Source organism: Altericroceibacterium indicum (assembly GCF_009828105.1).
Lineage (GTDB): Bacteria > Pseudomonadota > Alphaproteobacteria > Sphingomonadales > Sphingomonadaceae > Altericroceibacterium > Altericroceibacterium indicum.
This window is the reverse complement of record NZ_WTYQ01000003.1, coordinates 410,009-427,216: the sequence shown is the minus strand read 5'-3', so window position 1 is coordinate 427,216 and position 17,208 is coordinate 410,009. Positions and strand designations below refer to the sequence as shown.

Annotated in this window: 21 protein-coding genes; 14 read left to right on the top strand and 7 right to left on the bottom strand. The window is 57.2% G+C overall.

The annotated features are described in order from the left end of the window. Positions 1 to 45: 45 nt before the first annotated feature. Positions 46 to 339 carry a UrcA family protein gene (locus GRI39_RS10380; protein WP_160739619.1) on the bottom strand — a complete coding sequence of 98 codons (294 nt, stop codon included), beginning with the start codon at positions 337 to 339 and terminating at the stop codon, positions 46 to 48. A gap of 218 nt (positions 340 to 557) precedes the next feature. Between GRI39_RS10380 and GRI39_RS10375 the strand changes: the two genes are divergently transcribed. The 3 genes from GRI39_RS10375 to GRI39_RS10365 are packed head-to-tail and all read left to right on the top strand — an operon-like array spanning position 558 to position 2,570. Further along, on the top strand, positions 558 to 824 hold the full coding sequence (locus GRI39_RS10375) for a hypothetical protein (protein WP_160739618.1): 267 nt from the start codon (positions 558 to 560) through the stop codon (positions 822 to 824). A 37-nt stretch (positions 825 to 861) separates the two neighbouring features. After that, positions 862 to 1,716, top strand: a complete 855-nt coding sequence (locus GRI39_RS10370) for a diacylglycerol kinase family protein (protein WP_160739617.1) — start codon at positions 862 to 864, stop codon at positions 1,714 to 1,716. Next, positions 1,713 to 2,570, top strand: a complete 858-nt coding sequence (locus GRI39_RS10365; RefSeq protein WP_160739616.1) for a metallophosphoesterase family protein — start codon at positions 1,713 to 1,715, stop codon at positions 2,568 to 2,570. Before GRI39_RS10370 ends, GRI39_RS10365 begins: the two co-directional genes overlap by 4 nt. Positions 2,571 to 2,588: 18 nt before the next feature. On the opposite strand, the gene GRI39_RS10360 is transcribed toward GRI39_RS10365, so the two are convergent. From GRI39_RS10360 to GRI39_RS10345, 4 genes are all read right to left on the bottom strand, one after another. Beyond that, positions 2,589 to 3,029, bottom strand: coding sequence for a hypothetical protein (locus GRI39_RS10360; protein WP_160739615.1), 441 nt, complete (start codon positions 3,027 to 3,029; stop codon positions 2,589 to 2,591). 133 nt (positions 3,030 to 3,162) lie between these two features. Then, on the bottom strand, positions 3,163 to 3,708 hold the full coding sequence (gene rpsI / locus GRI39_RS10355) for a 30S ribosomal protein S9 (RefSeq protein WP_160739614.1): 546 nt from the start codon (positions 3,706 to 3,708) through the stop codon (positions 3,163 to 3,165). Beyond that, positions 3,708 to 4,187, bottom strand: a complete 480-nt coding sequence (rplM, locus tag GRI39_RS10350; protein ID WP_160739613.1) for a 50S ribosomal protein L13 — start codon at positions 4,185 to 4,187, stop codon at positions 3,708 to 3,710. The genes rpsI and rplM overlap by 1 nt, the downstream gene beginning before the upstream one ends. A gap of 190 nt (positions 4,188 to 4,377) precedes the next feature. Continuing rightward, positions 4,378 to 5,460: a COX15/CtaA family protein gene (locus GRI39_RS10345; protein WP_160739612.1), complete on the bottom strand. Its 1,083-nt coding sequence runs from the start codon at positions 5,458 to 5,460 to the stop codon at positions 4,378 to 4,380. Between the two features lie 135 nt (positions 5,461 to 5,595). Here GRI39_RS10345 and GRI39_RS10340 point away from each other — a divergent pair, with 135 nt between their 5' ends. The 3 genes from GRI39_RS10340 to GRI39_RS10330 all read left to right on the top strand — a co-directional run bounded on the left by GRI39_RS10340 (position 5,596) and on the right by GRI39_RS10330 (position 7,571). Further along, complete coding sequence (locus GRI39_RS10340) at positions 5,596 to 5,964, top strand: MerC domain-containing protein (protein WP_160739611.1); 369 nt, start codon at positions 5,596 to 5,598, stop codon at positions 5,962 to 5,964. Between the two features lie 20 nt (positions 5,965 to 5,984). Further along, positions 5,985 to 6,974 (top strand): sulfur carrier protein ThiS, encoded by a 990-nt coding sequence (gene thiS / locus GRI39_RS10335; protein WP_160739610.1) that lies wholly within the window; start codon positions 5,985 to 5,987, stop codon positions 6,972 to 6,974. A 66-nt stretch (positions 6,975 to 7,040) separates the two neighbouring features. After that, positions 7,041 to 7,571 carry a hypothetical protein gene (locus GRI39_RS10330; protein WP_160739609.1) on the top strand — a complete coding sequence of 177 codons (531 nt, stop codon included), beginning with the start codon at positions 7,041 to 7,043 and terminating at the stop codon, positions 7,569 to 7,571. 43 nt (positions 7,572 to 7,614) lie between these two features. On the opposite strand, the gene GRI39_RS10325 is transcribed toward GRI39_RS10330, so the two are convergent. Both GRI39_RS10325 and GRI39_RS10320 read right to left on the bottom strand, forming a co-directional pair. Further along, complete coding sequence (locus GRI39_RS10325; protein ID WP_160739608.1) at positions 7,615 to 9,417, bottom strand: AMP-binding protein; 1,803 nt, start codon at positions 9,415 to 9,417, stop codon at positions 7,615 to 7,617. 123 nt (positions 9,418 to 9,540) lie between these two features. Further along, the gene (locus GRI39_RS10320; protein ID WP_160739607.1) at positions 9,541 to 10,569 is read right to left on the bottom strand and encodes a quinone-dependent dihydroorotate dehydrogenase; all 1,029 of its coding nucleotides are present in this window, start codon (positions 10,567 to 10,569) and stop codon (positions 9,541 to 9,543) included. 506 nt (positions 10,570 to 11,075) lie between these two features. On the opposite strand from GRI39_RS10320, the gene GRI39_RS10315 reads away from it, so the two are divergent. The 8 genes from GRI39_RS10315 to GRI39_RS10280 all read left to right on the top strand — a co-directional run bounded on the left by GRI39_RS10315 (position 11,076) and on the right by GRI39_RS10280 (position 17,207). Then, a complete protein-coding gene (locus GRI39_RS10315) occupies positions 11,076 to 11,522 on the top strand; it encodes an SUF system Fe-S cluster assembly regulator (RefSeq protein ID WP_160739606.1) in 447 nt (148 codons plus the stop codon). Continuing rightward, the gene (gene sufB, locus GRI39_RS10310; RefSeq protein WP_160739605.1) at positions 11,519 to 13,030 is read left to right on the top strand and encodes a Fe-S cluster assembly protein SufB; all 1,512 of its coding nucleotides are present in this window, start codon (positions 11,519 to 11,521) and stop codon (positions 13,028 to 13,030) included. The genes GRI39_RS10315 and sufB overlap by 4 nt, the downstream gene beginning before the upstream one ends. Beyond that, a complete protein-coding gene (locus tag GRI39_RS10305) occupies positions 13,027 to 13,548 on the top strand; it encodes an endonuclease domain-containing protein (RefSeq protein ID WP_160739604.1) in 522 nt (173 codons plus the stop codon). Before sufB ends, GRI39_RS10305 begins: the two co-directional genes overlap by 4 nt. An 84-nt stretch (positions 13,549 to 13,632) precedes the next feature. Further along, positions 13,633 to 14,376: a Fe-S cluster assembly ATPase SufC gene (gene sufC, locus GRI39_RS10300; RefSeq protein WP_160739603.1), complete on the top strand. Its 744-nt coding sequence runs from the start codon at positions 13,633 to 13,635 to the stop codon at positions 14,374 to 14,376. Then, positions 14,376 to 15,134: a SufD family Fe-S cluster assembly protein gene (locus GRI39_RS10295; RefSeq protein ID WP_160739602.1), complete on the top strand. Its 759-nt coding sequence runs from the start codon at positions 14,376 to 14,378 to the stop codon at positions 15,132 to 15,134. The genes sufC and GRI39_RS10295 overlap by 1 nt, the downstream gene beginning before the upstream one ends. A 2-nt stretch (positions 15,135 to 15,136) precedes the next feature. Further along, positions 15,137 to 16,339 (top strand): aminotransferase class V-fold PLP-dependent enzyme, encoded by a 1,203-nt coding sequence (locus GRI39_RS10290; protein WP_160739756.1) that lies wholly within the window; start codon positions 15,137 to 15,139, stop codon positions 16,337 to 16,339. Continuing rightward, positions 16,336 to 16,851 (top strand): SUF system Fe-S cluster assembly protein, encoded by a 516-nt coding sequence (locus GRI39_RS10285; RefSeq protein ID WP_160739601.1) that lies wholly within the window; start codon positions 16,336 to 16,338, stop codon positions 16,849 to 16,851. The genes GRI39_RS10290 and GRI39_RS10285 overlap by 4 nt, the downstream gene beginning before the upstream one ends. After that, positions 16,851 to 17,207 (top strand): HesB/IscA family protein, encoded by a 357-nt coding sequence (locus tag GRI39_RS10280; protein ID WP_160739600.1) that lies wholly within the window; start codon positions 16,851 to 16,853, stop codon positions 17,205 to 17,207. Before GRI39_RS10285 ends, GRI39_RS10280 begins: the two co-directional genes overlap by 1 nt. The last annotated feature ends 1 nt before the right edge of the window (position 17,208 follow it).

Below are 17,208 nucleotides of genomic sequence, written 5' to 3'. Positions count from 1 at the left end.
CAGCAACTTTGCCAAGCGCCCGCTATGGCGTTGGACTGGTTGTTTTCATCCGCCCAGTTTTTCTTTGGAAGTGAGTTCTGCAACCAGCACCTGCACATCCTTGCGAGTTTGACGAAAACAAGCGGATTCCTGTGCTGGAGTGTTGAGTTGCCCCCGTGAATCATAAAGGCATACTTTATGCGCGGCCTTGTTAAGGCGCTTCTGCAATTCTGCCTGACCTTCAGCTGTCGTCAATTGTAGATCGGTAACTTTTACAAAGGCAGCAGGGCGGGCCATTGCTGGGGTTGCAAAAACCGTTGCGGCTGCAGCAGCGGCGAGTATCAGACTGTGAATTTTCATGGTATCTCCTCCTTTTGGTGCATCACGATCCGCATGGGACTGGATATGTGAACCGTGATGCAGGAGTATGATTAGGCCTGTTTGTGAGGGCTTTCGCGCAAGATTCGATCAGTAATCTTTGTTCGACGACAAGCGATGTGCGGTTCCGACCAAATCCATTCGATTCCCGGCGAAGCGCAATTGGCAACCGACGAATGTTAAGGCACACTGCATAGGAAATGGCTTTAATAGTGATCTTCTGCCTCGGAATCGGCAATTTTGCGGTTCACAAGGCCGTGTTGGAAACCCGCCACCCCATGATCTGGCAGCGCCAATGGCTGACTGACAGGCTGGGAATGAATTTCAGCCTTTTCATCGAATTTCTGATTCTGCTGGGGGCGATGCTGCTGGTTGGCGGGGGGTATGAAAATTGGGTCTGGGGCTATGTAGGCTATACGATAGTAAACGGTCTCGCCGGCTGGCTTATTCTAAGCCACCGCGTATGATCGGGAACCTCTTGCCTCTTTAAAGCACTACATCGACATGAATCAGACGAATGCCATCTGGGTGGTCACAAATGCTGCAAGCGGCAGCAATGATGATTGCGCTGTTGAGATGATGCAGAATTGCTGCGGAAAAGCGGGTTTTACGATCACGCGGCATATTTGCTTTCCTGATGACGACTTACCGAAAGTTGAAGAGCTTCGGGAAGCCGGAATTGAAACCGTGGTCGTGTTTGCCGGTGATGGAACAACCAATGCGTTGATCACTGCCCTGTATGGCTGGGAAGGCGCGATTCTTGTCCTGCCGGGCGGCACGATGAATATTCTCTACCATCGGTTGCACGGCGATACCGAAATGGCGGACGTGCTTGAGAGAGCCGCCAAAGGCGATATGCAGAAGGTGCGCCCCGGCATTGTGCGCTGTTCACAGGGCGATGCGCTGGCAGGTCTTTTAGCGGGGCCGGCTACGGCGTGGAACGATGTGCGTGAAGCGATGCGGCATATAGATATTCGCGGCATGGCTGAAGGGGCTGCCGATGCGCTTGATAAATCGCTCAACGCCCCCACCGTCACCTGTGCTGAGCCGCAGCTTGGCCGGGCGGCAGGCTATCCGTTGATCATGCTCACGCCCACCAATGATGGTATTCAGCTATCTGGTTACCGGGCAGAGAATATTGGCGACTATGTTACCCAGGGTTTCGCCTTATTGCGCCGCAACTTCCGTGCAGGCCCCCATGATGATCTGGGCTTAGTCACGCGCCTTCAATTGCGTAACCTGTCGGGTGAGCCACTGGAGATGCTGCTCGATGGCGAGCCTGCCGAAGCCGAAAGTGCGGAAACTGAATTCCTGCTTGTCCTGTGCGAAGTTGATCTACTGGCGACTCTCTCCGAATGACTAAGACAATTCACTTATTTCATATCAGCGATATTCACTTCGGATTGGAAGACAATCAGGCACTGGACTGGGTGCGGCATGAAATTGACGCAAAGAAACCTGATGCTGTGGCAATTACGGGTGATCTTACCATGCGTGCACGCCATCGGGAGTTCGATGCAGCTTGCCGCTGGATACGTTCGCTCAATGCCCCGGTGACAGTGGAAGTGGGCAATCACGATCTGCCCTATTTCAACCTGCTGGAACGGTTCATCACGCCTTACAAGCGCTTCCATGCAATCGAAGAATTGGTGGAGCGTGAGATCGACTTGCCCGATCTCGCCATTGTCCCGCTAAAAACCACCGCACGTGCGCAGCCTCGGCTGAACTGGTCCAAGGGCTGGGTGTCCAAGGTCGCGCTGGAGCGATGCCTGACCGCCCTGGACCAATTGCCGGAGACGACCAATACGCTGGTGGCAGTTCATCACCCTCTGGTGGAGGTTGGCACCCATGGCACGGCGCTGACGCATGGCGGGGAAAAGGCGCTGACAGAACTGGCCCGGCGCGGTGTGCTGGCGGTCTTGAGCGGCCATGTGCATGATGCGTTCGATTTGACGCATGATACCGCCTGCGGCCCGATCCGGATGATCGGTGCCGGAACATTGTCTCAGCGCATCCGGTCCACCCCGCAGAGTTTCAACGAAATCCGCTGGGATGGTGAAATGCTTGACGTCACAGTGCGCAATATTGACGATATTGAATCAAGCCAGATGAAAATCCGCGATGTGCCCGAAGATGCTCGCCCACCGCGTGACCCTTCAGACCCTGTGGCTCCTGTCGGGAAAGTCCCGCGCACCGACCCGCCTGTGCATTAAAACCAGCTGATTGGCGGATTAGAGCATCAAAAGCGCGATCGGAACGATCGTACCGGCGATAAGCAACAGGATGGATGTCCGCCGCATCGCGCGGTTATTCAGCCCGATGGCAATGCCCAGCATGGTTGAGATGATAAGGCCAATGGCGACGAGGACTACGAAGATCTTGAGCGGCAGAGTGAAAGGTTTCTTTTTGCTCATTGCCGCAAGTTTGGCGGCCTTCGGGGTGACCGACGCTTCCGCTTTTGGAGCATGTTCGGCTTTGGTGTGACGTTCGCGCGGCGGTGCCTGATCTTTGTGAATGCTGGCCATCCACACGATCCAGTCCGGCGGTGTGCCGCCATAGCCCTTTTCTTCCTGCAGGCGAAACGTCTGAAAAGCGCCACTCAATGCGAATAGCAAGATCATGGGTGACAGGAAGAGCCCGACATAGTGATGAAGCTGGCGAAGCTGTTTCATCGTTTTGGCTTTCATGGAAGCATAGACCTTGTGTTGAATTTTTCACCGCATGGGTAGAGCAGTCAGATGGTATGAAGGAACAAAAAAGGCGGCCGTTGCGGGCCGCCTTTCTCGTTTTGCATGATCGCGAGGCTTAACGCTTCGAGAACTGGAAGCTACGACGTGCCTTGGCGCGGCCATACTTCTTACGTTCCACAACGCGGCTGTCGCGTGTCAGGAAGCCAGCGGCCTTCACGGTTGCGCGAAGAGCTGGTTCGTAGCGGGTCAGAGCCTGGCTGATGCCGTGCTTGACTGCGCCAGCCTGACCGGAAAGGCCACCACCAGTGACAGTGCAGAACACGTCATACTGGCCTTCACGTTCGGTGATTTCGAACGGCTGGTTAATCACGAGGCGGAGCGAAGGACGTGCGAAATACACTTCCTGATCGCGACCGTTAACGACGATTTTGCCAGTGCCGGGCTTGACCCAAACGCGAGCCGTGGCGTCTTTACGACGGCCAGTGGCATAAGCGCGGCCCTGTGCGTCAATGACCTGATCGCGCAGCGGGGTTGCAGGAGCAGCCGGAGCCTTGGGGGCAGCGTCTTCAGTGCCTTCAGCGTCTGCTGCAGGTGCCGGAGTTTCGCTGGAGAGGTTCTTCAGATCGGCGAGATCGGAAACGGTGTTCTGTTCGTCAGCCATTATGCGCCAACCTTGTTCTTGCGGTTCATCGAAGCAACATCGAGCACTTCTGGCTTCTGGCCATCATGCGGGTGCTCGGTGCCGGCATAGAGGTGAAGAGCTTTCATCTGCTGACGGCCAAGTGGGCCGCGCGGAATCATGCGCTCAACAGCCTTTTCAAGCACGCGCTCAGGGAAACGACCGTCGAGAACCTTGTCTGCGGTGATTTCCTTGATGCCGCCGGCGTAGCCGGTGTGCTTGTAATAGACCTTTTCGTTGCGCTTCTTACCAGTGAACGCCACCTTGTCCGCGTTGATGACGATCACGTGATCGCCGCAATCAACATGCGGGGTGAAGCTCGGCTTGGTCTTGCCGCGCAGGATGTTGGCAATCATGCTCGCGAGGCGGCCAACGACCAGCCCTTCGGCATCAATGATATGCCATTTTTTTTCCACGTCAGCCGGCTTGATGGACTGCGTGATCTTGGTCAAAGCCTTCATGGCTATACAAGTCCTTGCATTTCGAATGTCTGGCTCGCGAAGCAGACGGTGGGCAGGTCAAAAGAATCGCCACACAGGCTCGCCAGCGCGAAGTGGGCGCCGTTTGTCGGTTTATCGGGTGTAAGTCAAGCGAATCCGGGGGTTAGCAGAGAGGTAAAATAATACCTCTCTATCATAACCGGTTCTCTTTTCACCGAAGTCTGGGGCCGGCATCGACCCGCCTGCCAGCGGAATGCGCCGCCCATGTGGTTGCGCAGACAAGCAAGGCCCCGACGAGCTGGTGCAATGCCGCCACCCATAGCGCCACGCCTGTCAGCACGGTGCAAATGCCAAGAAGAATTTGCGTGCCAAAGGTGACGTGAACAGCAATGGATGCGGGCCGGTCTCCAGCCGTTCTGGCTAATCGGGCAAGGATGATCAGCCCGGCCACAGCCACCCATGCCCACCAGCGATGCATGAAATGCAGGAGGAAGGGGTCATGCGTCATCGCCCACAACACCCCATGGCTCCAATCGGCTTCAGGGAAGAAACGGCCTTGCATCAGCGGCCATGTGTCGGAGGCGAGGCCTGCATTGAGGCCTGCTACCCATGCGCCCAGCAGCAATTGGATGAATAATATCAGACCGATTGTCGCAGGCGGGAAGGTCAATCGCGCAGGGCGTGCGAGCGGGCTGGCTTCCAGATCCAGCAGATCAAGTGCAGTCCAGATCAGCCCTGCCAGCGTGAACAGGGCGGTCAGCAAATGGATCGACAGCCAGAAATGGCTGACATCGGTGCGGATCGTCAGGCCAGAGCGTACCATCAGCCAACCGAAAACACCCTGCAAGGCCCCCAGCGCCAGCAGGGCAACAAGGCGGCGCTTATAGCCCGGAGGGATCGCATTGCGCAGCCAGAACCAGGCCAAAGGAAGCGCGAAGGCCATGCCGATCAGGCGGCCAAGAAGGCGGTGGCTCCATTCCCAGAAATAGATGAATTTGTAATCGGCCAGGGTCATCCCCGCCGGGCCGTTGATTTCAATATATTCCGGGATTTTGCGATAGGCATCAAATTCTGCCTGCCATTGCGCATGACTGAAGGGCGGCAGGACACCCGTAACCGGCTTCCATTCGGTGATGGATAAGCCGCTTTCTGTCAGGCGGGTGATACCACCCACAGCCACCATCAGCACCACAAGTGCTGCCACGATCATCAGCCAGCAGGCTATGGCATAGGGGCGGAGCGGGCCGATATGAGAGCCGATCGAGCCGGTTTTGCGGGGAGATACAGAAAACATGGCAGCAGTGATTGCGACGGAAACATATAAATCGCAAGTAATGTGAGAAAACTCGTCTCACAAAGGCACCCGTTCGGCAGGTTTGGCATATTCTGAGACTTGCGCAATGTTATACTGTCACATATACAAGGAGACATGGCTTCCGGCACTTCCTCGCTTCGTCTGCGTCTTGATCGCTTAGGCGTACTGCTTTCAGCGCTCTGTGCTGTGCATTGCGTGGCAGGTGTCATTATCGTTGCGGTTCTGGGTCTTGGCGGCGGATTGCTGCTCTCGCCAGAGATTCATCGTTTCGGTCTGGTGCTGGCGACGATTATTGCGGCTCTTGCGATCGGGCTTGGTACCATGCATCACCGCCGCCGTGGCCCACTCTTTGTGGCGACCACTGGCCTTGGCTGCATGGCCTTTGCGCTTTTCGTCGGACATGGCGTGGAAGAAGCTGTTCTGACAGTGGCCGGGGTATTTCTTGTGGCTGTTGGCCATATGCTCAACTTGCGTAAGGCGTAACAGTCGCTATTTCGCAGTGTATGACTGCACCGCTCACACTCACCGTTAATGGCGAAACCCGCCGTACTGAAGCTTCCACCATCGCCAGGCTGGTTGAAGAGCTGGACCTCACCCCCGCCAAGGTTGCGGTAGAGCGCAATGGCATCATCGTGCCGCGCTCCACACTGGGTGATGCAGCACTTGCCGATGGTGATGTGCTGGAAATTGTCCATTTCGTAGGTGGTGGTGACGAAACATTTGCCGATGATAGCTGGGAAGTGGCCGGGCACCGGTTTTCCTCGCGGTTGATCGTCGGCACAGGCAAATATAAGGATTTCGCGCAGAACGCTGCTGCAATGGAGGCCGCAGGCGCAGAAATCGTCACCGTGGCCGTGCGCCGGGTGAATGTTTCAGACCCTAAAGCGCCGATGCTGACGGATTATATCGACCCTAAAAAGGTGACCTACCTTCCCAACACCGCCGGGTGCTTCACCGCAGAAGATGCGGTGCGCACCTTGCGTCTGGCACGTGAAGCGGGTGGCTGGGAGCTGGTGAAGCTCGAAGTGCTGGGCGAAGCACGCACGCTCTATCCTGACATGCGCGAGACGTTGAAAGCTACTGAAACGCTGGTGGCCGAAGGCTTCAAGCCGATGGTGTATTGCACTGATGATCCGATTGCGGCCAAGCAATTGGAAGAAGCCGGCGCTGTGGCGGTGATGCCGCTGGGCGCGCCGATTGGTTCAGGCCTCGGCATTCAAAACCGCGTCACGATTCGCCTGATCGTGGAAGGGGCCAATGTGCCGGTGCTGGTCGATGCCGGAGTCGGCACCGCCAGCGATGCCGCTGTGGCGATGGAACTGGGCTGTGACGGCGTGCTGATGAACACCGCTATTGCTGAAGCGAAAGATCCGATTCGCATGGCACGGGCGATGAAGCTGGCAGTAGAAGCGGGGCGTCATGCCTATCTTGCAGGCCGCATGGGAACGCGCAAATATGCCGATCCTTCGAGCCCCCTCGCCGGATTGATTTAACCATCTTTACCGATTGATAAGCTTATTTTGCGATTTTCTCTGTCCGGGACAAAGGACGGAGCCATCGTGGGAAAAACTGCTACTCTATCGCTGACAGTCGCCGAGTGGCGCGAATTTGCCAGCTTCTCGGCTGAGGAACGCGATTACATTCATCGCGCTCTCGATATTGGTCTTGCGCGGCGCAATGTGCTGGAACATTGGGTGCGCAAGCCCGGTGATATCTCGCTGGTGCGTGATCATCGCGAGGCCTACCGCCCGATTGCGCAATTGAAGCGGTCTATTCCCAGCGAATATTCCTTTGAAGGGATCGAGGCCTTCATGGGCACATTGCTGCGCATGACGGCTTTTGATCTTTCGCAAGGCGCGTTGAAGGGCTTTTCAGCCTATCGCTTTCTTTATGAGCGGCTGCTGGGTGCAGCTGTTCGGCCCTGGCTCGCCTCTGCCTTCTGCGGGGCGGCTGCCCTCCCCCAGATCCGGCCAGATCACCGCAAGGGCCTGCTGCAATCGCTGAGCCAGGCGGCCGCCACCGCACCTGCCTGGTCAGAAGACGAGCCAAGCTTCTATCCGGATTACTTCGACGACGAACAAGTCGCCTGACACTTGTGAGGCGCCGGGCTAAGACCCTGTCGCTTTACATCCATTAATTGCGATAGAGCGCATCCATCCGCTCGGCATATTGTTCGCGGATCTTGTGGCGACGGATTTTCAGGCTTGGCGTCATCTGCTCATTCTCGATTGAGAAAGGCGCATCGGCAAACACGAATTGGCGGACCTTTTCCGTCACGGAAATATCCTGATTCACCCGGTCAATCGCTGCGCGGATAGCCTGACGGAAGTCAGGATTGTCCTTGAGTGTGGCGAGATCCCTGGCCGCGCCATGGGCAGCGGCCCATTCCATCGCCCATTCCTGATCTGGCACGATCAGCCCGACGATATAGGGGCGCTGTTCACCAGCAACCATCGCCTGACCGATTTCGGGCTGCAGAGTCAGCATCCCTTCGACCTTCTGGGGGGCGATATTGTCCCCCTTATCATTAACGATCATATCCTTCTTGCGGTCAGTAATCTTGATCCGGCCACCATCATCGAAATGGCCGATATCGCCTGTATGCAGCCAGCCATCCTGCAAGGCGCGGGCGGTTTCTGCCGGATTGCGCCAATAGCCATGCATGACAAGCTCACCACGCACGAGGATCTCGCCATCTTCTGCGATTTTGACTTCGACCCCGGCCAAGGGCGGACCAACCGTGTCGAGCTTGATTCCGGCGCTGGGGTGATTGCAACTGATCACCGGCCCGGATTCAGTCTGCCCATAGCCTTGCAACATGATGAGGCCGAGCGCTTGAAAGAAATTGCCGACATCCGGGTTAAGCGGCGCGCCACCAGAGATAAGCGCATTCATTCGCCCGCCAAATTTGGCTCTGATCTTGGGGCGGAGGGACTTTTCCAGAACCAGATCGAGCAATCGATCACCGGGGCGCTTCTTGCCCGCAGCGCGGCGCTCTTCCAGCTTGATGGCCTGTTCCAGCAGCACATTGGCGACTTTGCCCTGTTTGTGGATCTGTTTGATGATCTTGGTCCGCAACACTTCAAACAGGCGCGGCACCACCACCATCAGCGTGGGGCTGGCTTCCTCGATATTGGCGGCCAGTTTGTCGAGGCCTTCAGCATACCAGATTTCGGACCCCAAACCGATTGGCAGGCCCTGGCCTGCAGTATGTTCGTAGGAATGGCTCAGTGGTAAGAATGACAGGAAGCGGTGATTCCACGCCCTGAAGTCCTTATCCAGCAATGTGGCTGCGCCAGACATATTGCTGAGGATAGCGCCATGATGTTGCAATACCCCGCGCGGTGCGCCGCCTGTGCCGCTGGTATAGATGATGCAAGCCGTGTCTGAGCGCTTGATCCTGGCAATGCGTTGATCCACCAAAGCCCGCGCGGCGGTGGCATCACCTTCCAGCAGATCGCTCCACTGGTGGCAGGCATAGCTTCCTGATTGGGCGGTGGGCACGGTTTCCATGCCGATCACATGTTCGACAAGGGCGGTTTTGGTGACTGCGGGGAGCAAAGGCTTGGCCAGCTTGGCGGAGGAAACGATCACCGCCCGGGCGCCTGAATCAGACAGGATATGGACGTGGTCACGTTCGGTGTTGGTGATGTAGGCGGGCGTGGTGATGCAGCCCGCGGCCATAATGGCCAGATCCGCGATGCACCATTCGGGCCGGTTTTCGGACACCAGCACCACCCGGTCCCCTTCATCGAGACCCATCTTGCGCAGCGCTTCGGCGAGCAATGCCACTTGCTTGGCGGCTTCTTTCCAACTGATGGACTGCCATGTCCCGTCGCGCTTGGCAGTCAGAAAGGGCGTATTACCCAGAGTATCGGCGCGGTCGAAAAACAGGCGAACGAGATTGTCCGCTCCAGCAATGTCGGAAAGCTGCACTTGTGGACATCCTCCATCTGGGGCCGGTGGTCCGGCCGCATATATCAATCAATGGGTAGGATCGCAGAATAAGGGCTGCAAGCAATGGTTTAGCTACAAATCGCTGTGCCGCTGCGTGCTCTCCTACGCGGCGCCTACCGCTTCGCTTAAGTGAGAGAAACCGCTTTGCTTCAACATCTGTTCCAGACCTTTGGTGATCTTGCGGGCAATGCCGGGGCCTTCATAGACCATCGCACTGTAAAGCTGAATCAGACTGGCCCCTGCTGTTATGCGTTCCCACGCGTCTTCAGCGGTCGCAATGCCACCTACTCCGATGAGCGGCATCTGGCCGCCGGTGGCTTTACGAAAATCTCGCAGGCGGGTGAGCGCCAGAGATTTGAGAGGCGCGCCGGACAGCCCGCCGGTTTCCCGGGCCTGGGTTGAGCGGAGTGCCGGGCGTGAAATTGTGGTGTTGCTGACGATCAGCGCACCCAGTTTCCGATCCATTGCAATGCGGGAAATCGCGTCAATATCGGCCGGTTCAAGATCGGGCGCGACCTTGAGGAAGATGGGGGCTGCGCAGGTGCCGCGCGCTTCGATCACCGCATCGAGCAATTCGGTGAGCGCAGATTCATCCTGCAAAGCGCGCAGGCCCGGTGTGTTCGGGCTGGAGATATTGACCGTGAGATAAGACGCCAGCGGGGCCATAATGCGGGTCATCTGCGCATAATCGGCCACCCGATCTTCTGAATCCTTATTGGCGCCAATATTGATGCCGACAATTCCGGGGCGATTCTGGCGGGCAGCGAGGCGGTGGGCGGCGGCCTCTGCCCCGCCATTGTTGAAGCCCATCCGGTTGATGACCGCACGGTCTTCCACCAGCCGGAAGAGGCGCGGACGGGGATTGCCTGCTTGTGGGCGCGGGGTGATCGAACCAACCTCAGCAAAGCCGAAACCCGCCCGCAAAATGCCGTCTGGCGCTTCGCCATCTTTATCGAAACCAGCCGCCAATCCAACGGGATTGGGAAAGGTCAGTCCGGCCAGGTTCATCGAGAGCGGCCCACCGGCCTGCACCTTGCTGCCTGGGCAATATTGCAGCGCGCGCAGAGCCAATCCATGCGCCCTTTCGGGATCGAGAACGAAAAAGGCAGGCTTCAACAGCGAATAGATCATGCCGGACCCATGCCAGAGAGGTTTCACGCTGTCACGAGCATGCGTTCGTTCATAATGCAAATTCATTCGACTGAACAAGATTAGAACAGTGTTGTCGGCTTTTTACAATTATTAACAACCTAAAATAGCAAGACTCCCCCTTGCGACCCGAAGGGCTCGGAGCAGGAATGCAACGAGTTCTCTACTTTAAGGGCGGTAACGTATGTTGCCGCCCTTTTTTTATGAAACGCCGCCAGATCAATGATTTATCATCGATAATGGGCCCAGATGCTGCTGGTCTGCGATAGCAGCAGGCCTGCTGAATGGGCGAAACAAAACCGAATCATTGGAATGGGGCGGTTTCCACGAATCGTAGTCGCGAATTTCTCAGGCTTTTGCACCTTCAGGTGATTGAAAAACCCGTTGATCCCCCTTAAGTGAAACCGGATGGAATCGCTCCGATTTAATGGATGCGATTGCCAAGGGTCACTGGAACGGCCCGATTACGGGTCGGAAACGGAAACTTTATGCGCCTGAGCAGCATGGCTGACTATGCCGTCGTCACGATGAGCGCCGCCGCGCGCCATTGCGGCCATGCGCGCGTTTCTGCCACGCAATTGGCTGAAGAAACCGGCCTGCCCCTCCCCACGGTGCAGAAGCTGGTGAGCCTGCTTGGCAGTGCTGGCCTGCTGCATTCGATCCGCGGCGTGAAAGGCGGGTTGCAACTGGCCCGTCCGGCTGCGGCAATCAGCCTTGCTGATATTGTCGAGGCGGTCGAAGGGCCGATTGCGCTGACGGCCTGTGTGGAATCGTCCCGCCATGAATGTGCGCTGGAAGGAAGCTGCACGGTTCGTCCGCATTGGCCAATCGTGAATGAGGCGCTACGCGGCGCGCTGGCCGAAGTACCGCTGACCCGGTTGGCCCAGATAGAAGGGGCCCCTTTGAAACGGGCACAAATGGAACATCCTGCATGAGTGAACAGACGAAAATCGCCGAAGCCCCTGAACAGGGCGTCGAAATCAAGGATAAGGCCGCGCGCGATGCCGCCAAACGGCTGGAAACCTATGAGTTCGGCTTTTCCTCCGACATTGAGCAGGAATTCGCGCCCAAAGGTCTTAACGAAGACACGGTCCGCTTCATTTCGGCCAAGAAGAATGAGCCGGAATGGATGCTCGACTGGCGTCTGAAGGCATTCCGCCTGTGGCAGACGATGGAGCAGCCTGATTGGGCCAAGCTCGATATTCCGCCGATCGATTATCAGGACGCCTATTATTATGCTGCGCCCAAGAAGAAAGAGACGCTGAAAAGTCTCGACGAAGTCGATCCTGAGATTTTGAGCGTCTATAATAAACTGGGTATCCCGATTGCCGAGCAGGAAGTGCTCGCCGGGGTGGAAGGCGCACGCAAAGTTGCGGTGGATGCGGTGTTCGATTCCGTGTCGGTCGCCACAACTTTCCGTGAAGAGCTGAAAAAAGCGGGCGTGATCTTCCTGTCGATCAGCGAAGCGATCCGCGAATATCCCGATCTCGTCCGCAAATGGCTCGGCAAGGTTGTGCCGACGCGTGATAATTACTTCGCCACGCTCAATTGCGCGGTCTTTTCGGATGGCACCTTTGTCTACATCCCTGAAGGCGTGCGCTGCCCGATGGAGCTGTCGACCTATTTCCGCATCAATGCGGAGAATACCGGTCAGTTTGAACGCACATTGATTGTGGCGGATAAGGGATCATACGTTTCCTATCTCGAAGGCTGCACCGCGCCGATGCGCGATGAAAACCAGCTCCACGCTGCAGTGGTCGAACTGGTCGCGCTGGAAGATGCGGAGATCAAATATTCGACCGTGCAGAACTGGTACCCCGGCGATGCAGACGGCAAGGGCGGGATTTACAATTTCGTCACCAAGCGGGGCTTGTGTCAGGGGGATCGTTCCAAGATCAGCTGGACGCAGGTGGAAACCGGCAGCGCGGTGACGTGGAAATATCCCAGTTGCGTGCTGAATGGTGAAAATTCGGTCGGGGAATTTTATTCCGTTGCTGTCACCAATAATCGCCAGCAGGCCGATACCGGCACCAAGATGATTCATAACGGCAAGGGTACCCGTTCGACGATCATCTCCAAGGGCATTTCCGCCGGGCGCAGTGACAACACCTATCGCGGCCTGGTCCGCGTGGGTCCGAATGCAGAAAATACCCGCAATTTCACCCAATGCGATTCCCTGCTTCTGGGCGACGAATGCGGGGCGCATACGGTGCCTTATATTGAAGTGAAAAACCCCACCGCGCAGATCGAACATGAGGCGACCACCTCCAAGATCAGCGACGATCAACTGTTTTATGCCATGCAGCGCGGGCTTGATGAAGAACAGGCCGTGGCGCTGATCGTGAATGGCTTTGCCAAGGAAGTGATGAAGCAATTGCCCATGGAATTTGCCGTCGAAGCGCAGAAATTGCTCGCCATTTCGCTTGAAGGGAGCGTCGGATGAAGAAAACACTGAGTCTTGGCGATGCTGTCGCACGGCAAAATGCCGGTGATGCGAAGCCAGCGCCCAAGCGTTCACCCATTTCGCCCGCGCGCCTTGATCGGCTGCACGAATTTGCCCGCGATATGCGCCGCAATCCCACCGAAGCCGAAGCGCTTTTGTGGAGCCATCTGTCGGAATCCAAGCTCGGCAATTGCCGGTTCCGCCAGCATATGATTATCGGCTCGGCTATCGTCGATTTCGCCTGCCCCACGCGCTGGCTGGTGGTTGAAGTGGACGGGGATGAGCATGACAATCCCGGCGCAGCGCTCGGCATTGAACGCAAGCTTCATGATGACCGGATTCGGGTGATCCGTTTCACTGCCGATCAGGTTCTGGAAGATGTGGATGCGGTGCTGCGCTTGATTCTGGAAGAGCTCAAAAAGCCGCTAAACCACGAAGTCGCTCTGGCAGCGGCCAAGGCCAGCGCACGCAATAATCGCCATGGCACAGGGCCGGGACATGGGCGCGGGCGCTACTAAGAAAGCGGCGGACATAGACAGTTTCCAGCGGGTGCGCGGCCGATAAGGCAAAGCGCCATACCTGCTCAGACAAAAGAGATCGACATGCTGAAAATTGAAAACCTCCACGCCGAGATTGACGGCAAGGAAATCCTTCGCGGATTGAACCTTGAAGTGAATGCAGGCGAAATTCACGCCATCATGGGCCCCAATGGCGCAGGTAAATCCACCCTTGCTTATGTGCTGGGTGGTCGCCCCGGCTATGAAGTGACGCAAGGTTCCGTGACCTTCAATGGCGAAGATCTGCTGGCGATGGAACCGCATGAACGCGCGGCTGCGGGCACTTTCCTTGGCTTCCAATATCCGGTGGAAATTCCCGGTGTATCGAATGTGCAATTCCTGCGTGAAGCGCTCAATTCGCAGCGCAAGAGCCGGGGTGAAGAACCGCTTTCAGGCGGCGATTTCCTGAAGCTTGCCCGCGAAAAGGCGGCTTTGCTGAAGCTCGACATGGATATGCTCAAGCGTAATGTGAATGTCGGCTTTTCGGGCGGTGAAAAGAAGCGCGCCGAGATGGTCCAGATGGGCATTCTCGACCCCAAATTCGCTGTGCTCGATGAAACCGATTCCGGGCTTGATATTGATGCGCTCAAGACGGTGGGTGAAGGAATCAATGCGATCATGCGCAAGCCTGATAAGGCTGTGCTGCTGATCACCCATTATCAGCGCCTGCTCGATTATGTGAAGCCCGATGTGGTGCATGTTCTGGCCAAGGGTCGGATCGTGAAGACCGGCGGGCCGGAACTGGCCTTGCAGCTTGAAAGCGAAGGCTATGAAACGGTGGCTGCCTGATGCTTGATGCCACAACATATCCGACGCGAAGAGAAGAGAATTGGCGCTATTCCGATGTGGACGCATTGAAATCTCTCGACCTTGCGGCGATTAACAGCTGGCGGGAGATCACTGTTCCTGCCGGGGAAACCCATCGTGAAATTTTCACATTCGATCAGGCCGATGGCACGGATTTACGCCGTCTGCGGGTGACCTTGGGCAAGGGTGCAGAGTGCGAACTTTTCGCGGTCAGCGCAGGCAGCCAATATGCCCGGCTTGAAGTGGAAGTGACCTTAGCCAGCAAGGCGCATTTCGAATTTGGCGGTGTGACGCTGGGGGGCGACAGCACGATCCGTGAATTTGTCACCCGCACAATCCATGCTGAACCTGATGCGACCTCAAACCAGACGGTGCGCGCCGTTCATTGGGGCAAGGGCACAGGCAATTTCCTGGGCCGGATTGATGTTGTGCGCGATGCGCAGCGCACCGATGCGGCGCAGGATTTCAAGGGGCTGCTGCTGGAACGCGGGGCTTCGGCCAATGCTGTGCCGCAGCTCGAAATCTTCGCTGATGATGTGAAATGCGCCCATGGTGCCACGGTTGGCCAATTGGATGAGCAAGCCCGTTTTTATATGGCGGCGCGCGGACTTTCCCCGGATATGGCGCGCAAATTGCTGGTTCGCGCTTTTCTGGCCGATGCTTTTGCGGCGCTGGATGATGAAGCGGAGCAGGAACGCTTGCTGGAACAGGCGCTGACGGTTCTGGGAGACGCTGTGTGAGCATGACCATCACCCGCAAGGCTGACTTCCCCGGCCTTCTGACGGCAGAGGGCAAGGCGTGGCATTATCTCGACACGGCGGCCACCGCGCAAAAGCCGCAGATCGTGGTCGATGCTGCGGCCAAAGCGATGGGCGCGGATTATGCGACCGTGCATCGCGGGGTCTATTCACGCTCTGCCGAAATGACGCTGGGCTATGAAGCGGCGCGGCGGCGGGTGGCGGAATTTATCGGGGGCCAGGAGGATGAAATCACCTTCACCCGCGGCGCGACCGAAGCGATCAATCTGGTGGCCTATACCTGGGGCGCGCAGGAATTGAAGGCCGGGGACCGGATTCTCCTGTCCCGGCTTGAACACCATTCCAATATCGTGCCCTGGCAGATTCTGCGCGATCAGATCGGGTTTGAAATTGATGTCTGCCCGTTGACGGTGGATGGCCAGATCGATCTTGATGCTGCCGAACAGATGCTGACGCCGCAGCACAAATTGGTGGCGCTGGCACATGTCTCCAATGTCCTTGGTTCGGTGCTCGATGTGAAGCGTGCGGCAGGGCTGGCCCATTGTGTGGGTGCGAAGCTGCTGCTCGATGGCTGCCAGGCGGTGCCGCGTGTGCCGGTGGATGTGGCTGCACTAGATTGTGATTTCTACGTCTTTTCAGGCCACAAGCTCTATGGACCCACGGGGATCGGGGCTTTGTGGGCAAAGAAGCCGATTCTCGATGCCATGCCACCCTGGCAGGGTGGCGGTTCGATGATCGACCGGGTGACCTTTGAAAAGACCACTTACGCCCCTGCCCCGCAGCGTTTTGAAGCGGGAACGCCTGCCATTGTCGAAGCCATCGCGCTGGCTGTGGCCTGTGACTATGTTTCCGGCATCGGTCTGGAGGCAATCCATGCCCATGAAGCGCGGCTGGTGGCTGCCACGCGCGAAGCCTTGCGCGGCATGAATGATGTGACCGTGTTTGGCCCTGAAGACACAGCAGGCATTGTCAGTTTTGCGCTGGACGGGGTTCACCCGCACGATTTGGGCACCATATTGGATGAAGAGAATGTCGCTATCCGGGCAGGCCATCACTGCGCACAGCCCTTGATGGACCATCTCGGCGTTCCGGCAACGGCCCGCGCCAGCTTTGGCCTCTATAGCGATGACGATGATGTAGCGGCGCTGATCCGCGGCATTGACAGGACCAGAAGGATTTTCGGATGAGCGAGACGAGCGAAAAGAAGGAATATGTCGCTGCACCGCCGCCTAATGAACAGGTGGTCGGGGTGGATAAGCCGCCACGTGCGCGCGTCTCGGACATTCCTGCACCAGAACGTGACCCGGAAGACGAGCCTGTAGCGGAACGCAAGAAGGATTATCTTGATGGTTTCCTCGCCAAGAAGCCGGAAGCGGTTTCCGCAGGCGAACCGGGCGGTGCAATCTATGATTCCGTTGTGGAGGCGCTGAAGGATATTTATGATCCGGAAATCCCGGTGAATATCTATGATCTTGGCCTGATTTATGGCGTTGATGTGACGGAAGATGCGGATGTGGCCGTCACCATGACGCTCACCACGCCGCATTGCCCGGTGGCTGAAACCATGCCGGGTGAAATCGAGCTTCGGATTGGCAATATTCCCGGTGTCCGTGATGCGCAGGTCAATGTGACCTGGGATCCGCCATGGGACCCTGCCAAGATGAGCGATGAAGCCCGTCTCGAACTGGGAATGTTATAATGGCTGATATCAAAACCCGCGCCCGCCCTGCTGCCGTGACGCTGACCCCTTCAGCCGAGCAGCGGATTGCCGATCTGATGGCCAAAGCGCCCGAAGGGGCAATCGGGGTGAAACTGTCCACCCCGCGCCGGGGCTGTTCGGGGCTTGCCTATTCGGTGGATTATGTGACCGAAGAACAGGCCTTCGATGAAAAGATCGAAACGCCCGGCGGCACCTTCTACATCGATGGCGCTTCGGTGCTGTATCTGGTCGGTTCGATCATGGAGTGGAAGGAAGACGATTTTACCGCTGGCTTCACTTTTGAAAACCCCAACGCCAAGGGCGCATGCGGTTGCGGTGAAAGCTTCATGGTCTGAG

Excerpts from the sequence above, each read along its gene's own strand:
- GRI39_RS10380 (WP_160739619.1), bottom strand. The coding sequence starts at position 339 with ATGAAAATTCACAGTCTGATACTCGCCGCTGCTGCAGCCGCAACGGTT.
- GRI39_RS10375 (WP_160739618.1), top strand. The coding sequence starts at position 558 with ATGGCTTTAATAGTGATCTTCTGCCTCGGAATCGGCAATTTTGCGGTT.
- GRI39_RS10370 (WP_160739617.1), top strand. The coding sequence starts at position 862 with ATGAATCAGACGAATGCCATCTGGGTGGTCACAAATGCTGCAAGCGGC.
- GRI39_RS10365 (WP_160739616.1), top strand. The coding sequence starts at position 1,713 with ATGACTAAGACAATTCACTTATTTCATATCAGCGATATTCACTTCGGA.
- GRI39_RS10360 (WP_160739615.1), bottom strand. The coding sequence starts at position 3,029 with ATGAAACAGCTTCGCCAGCTTCATCACTATGTCGGGCTCTTCCTGTCA.
- rpsI (WP_160739614.1), bottom strand. The coding sequence starts at position 3,708 with ATGGCTGACGAACAGAACACCGTTTCCGATCTCGCCGATCTGAAGAAC.
- rplM (WP_160739613.1), bottom strand. The coding sequence starts at position 4,187 with ATGAAGGCTTTGACCAAGATCACGCAGTCCATCAAGCCGGCTGACGTG.
- GRI39_RS10345 (WP_160739612.1), bottom strand. The coding sequence starts at position 5,460 with ATGTTTTCTGTATCTCCCCGCAAAACCGGCTCGATCGGCTCTCATATC.
- GRI39_RS10340 (WP_160739611.1), top strand. The coding sequence starts at position 5,596 with ATGGCTTCCGGCACTTCCTCGCTTCGTCTGCGTCTTGATCGCTTAGGC.
- thiS (WP_160739610.1), top strand. The coding sequence starts at position 5,985 with ATGACTGCACCGCTCACACTCACCGTTAATGGCGAAACCCGCCGTACT.
- GRI39_RS10320 (WP_160739607.1), bottom strand. The coding sequence starts at position 10,569 with ATGATCTATTCGCTGTTGAAGCCTGCCTTTTTCGTTCTCGATCCCGAA.
- GRI39_RS10315 (WP_160739606.1), top strand. The coding sequence starts at position 11,076 with ATGCGCCTGAGCAGCATGGCTGACTATGCCGTCGTCACGATGAGCGCC.
- sufB (WP_160739605.1), top strand. The coding sequence starts at position 11,519 with ATGAGTGAACAGACGAAAATCGCCGAAGCCCCTGAACAGGGCGTCGAA.
- GRI39_RS10305 (WP_160739604.1), top strand. The coding sequence starts at position 13,027 with ATGAAGAAAACACTGAGTCTTGGCGATGCTGTCGCACGGCAAAATGCC.
- sufC (WP_160739603.1), top strand. The coding sequence starts at position 13,633 with ATGCTGAAAATTGAAAACCTCCACGCCGAGATTGACGGCAAGGAAATC.
- GRI39_RS10295 (WP_160739602.1), top strand. The coding sequence starts at position 14,376 with ATGCTTGATGCCACAACATATCCGACGCGAAGAGAAGAGAATTGGCGC.
- GRI39_RS10290 (WP_160739756.1), top strand. The coding sequence starts at position 15,137 with ATGACCATCACCCGCAAGGCTGACTTCCCCGGCCTTCTGACGGCAGAG.
- GRI39_RS10285 (WP_160739601.1), top strand. The coding sequence starts at position 16,336 with ATGAGCGAGACGAGCGAAAAGAAGGAATATGTCGCTGCACCGCCGCCT.
- GRI39_RS10280 (WP_160739600.1), top strand. The coding sequence starts at position 16,851 with ATGGCTGATATCAAAACCCGCGCCCGCCCTGCTGCCGTGACGCTGACC.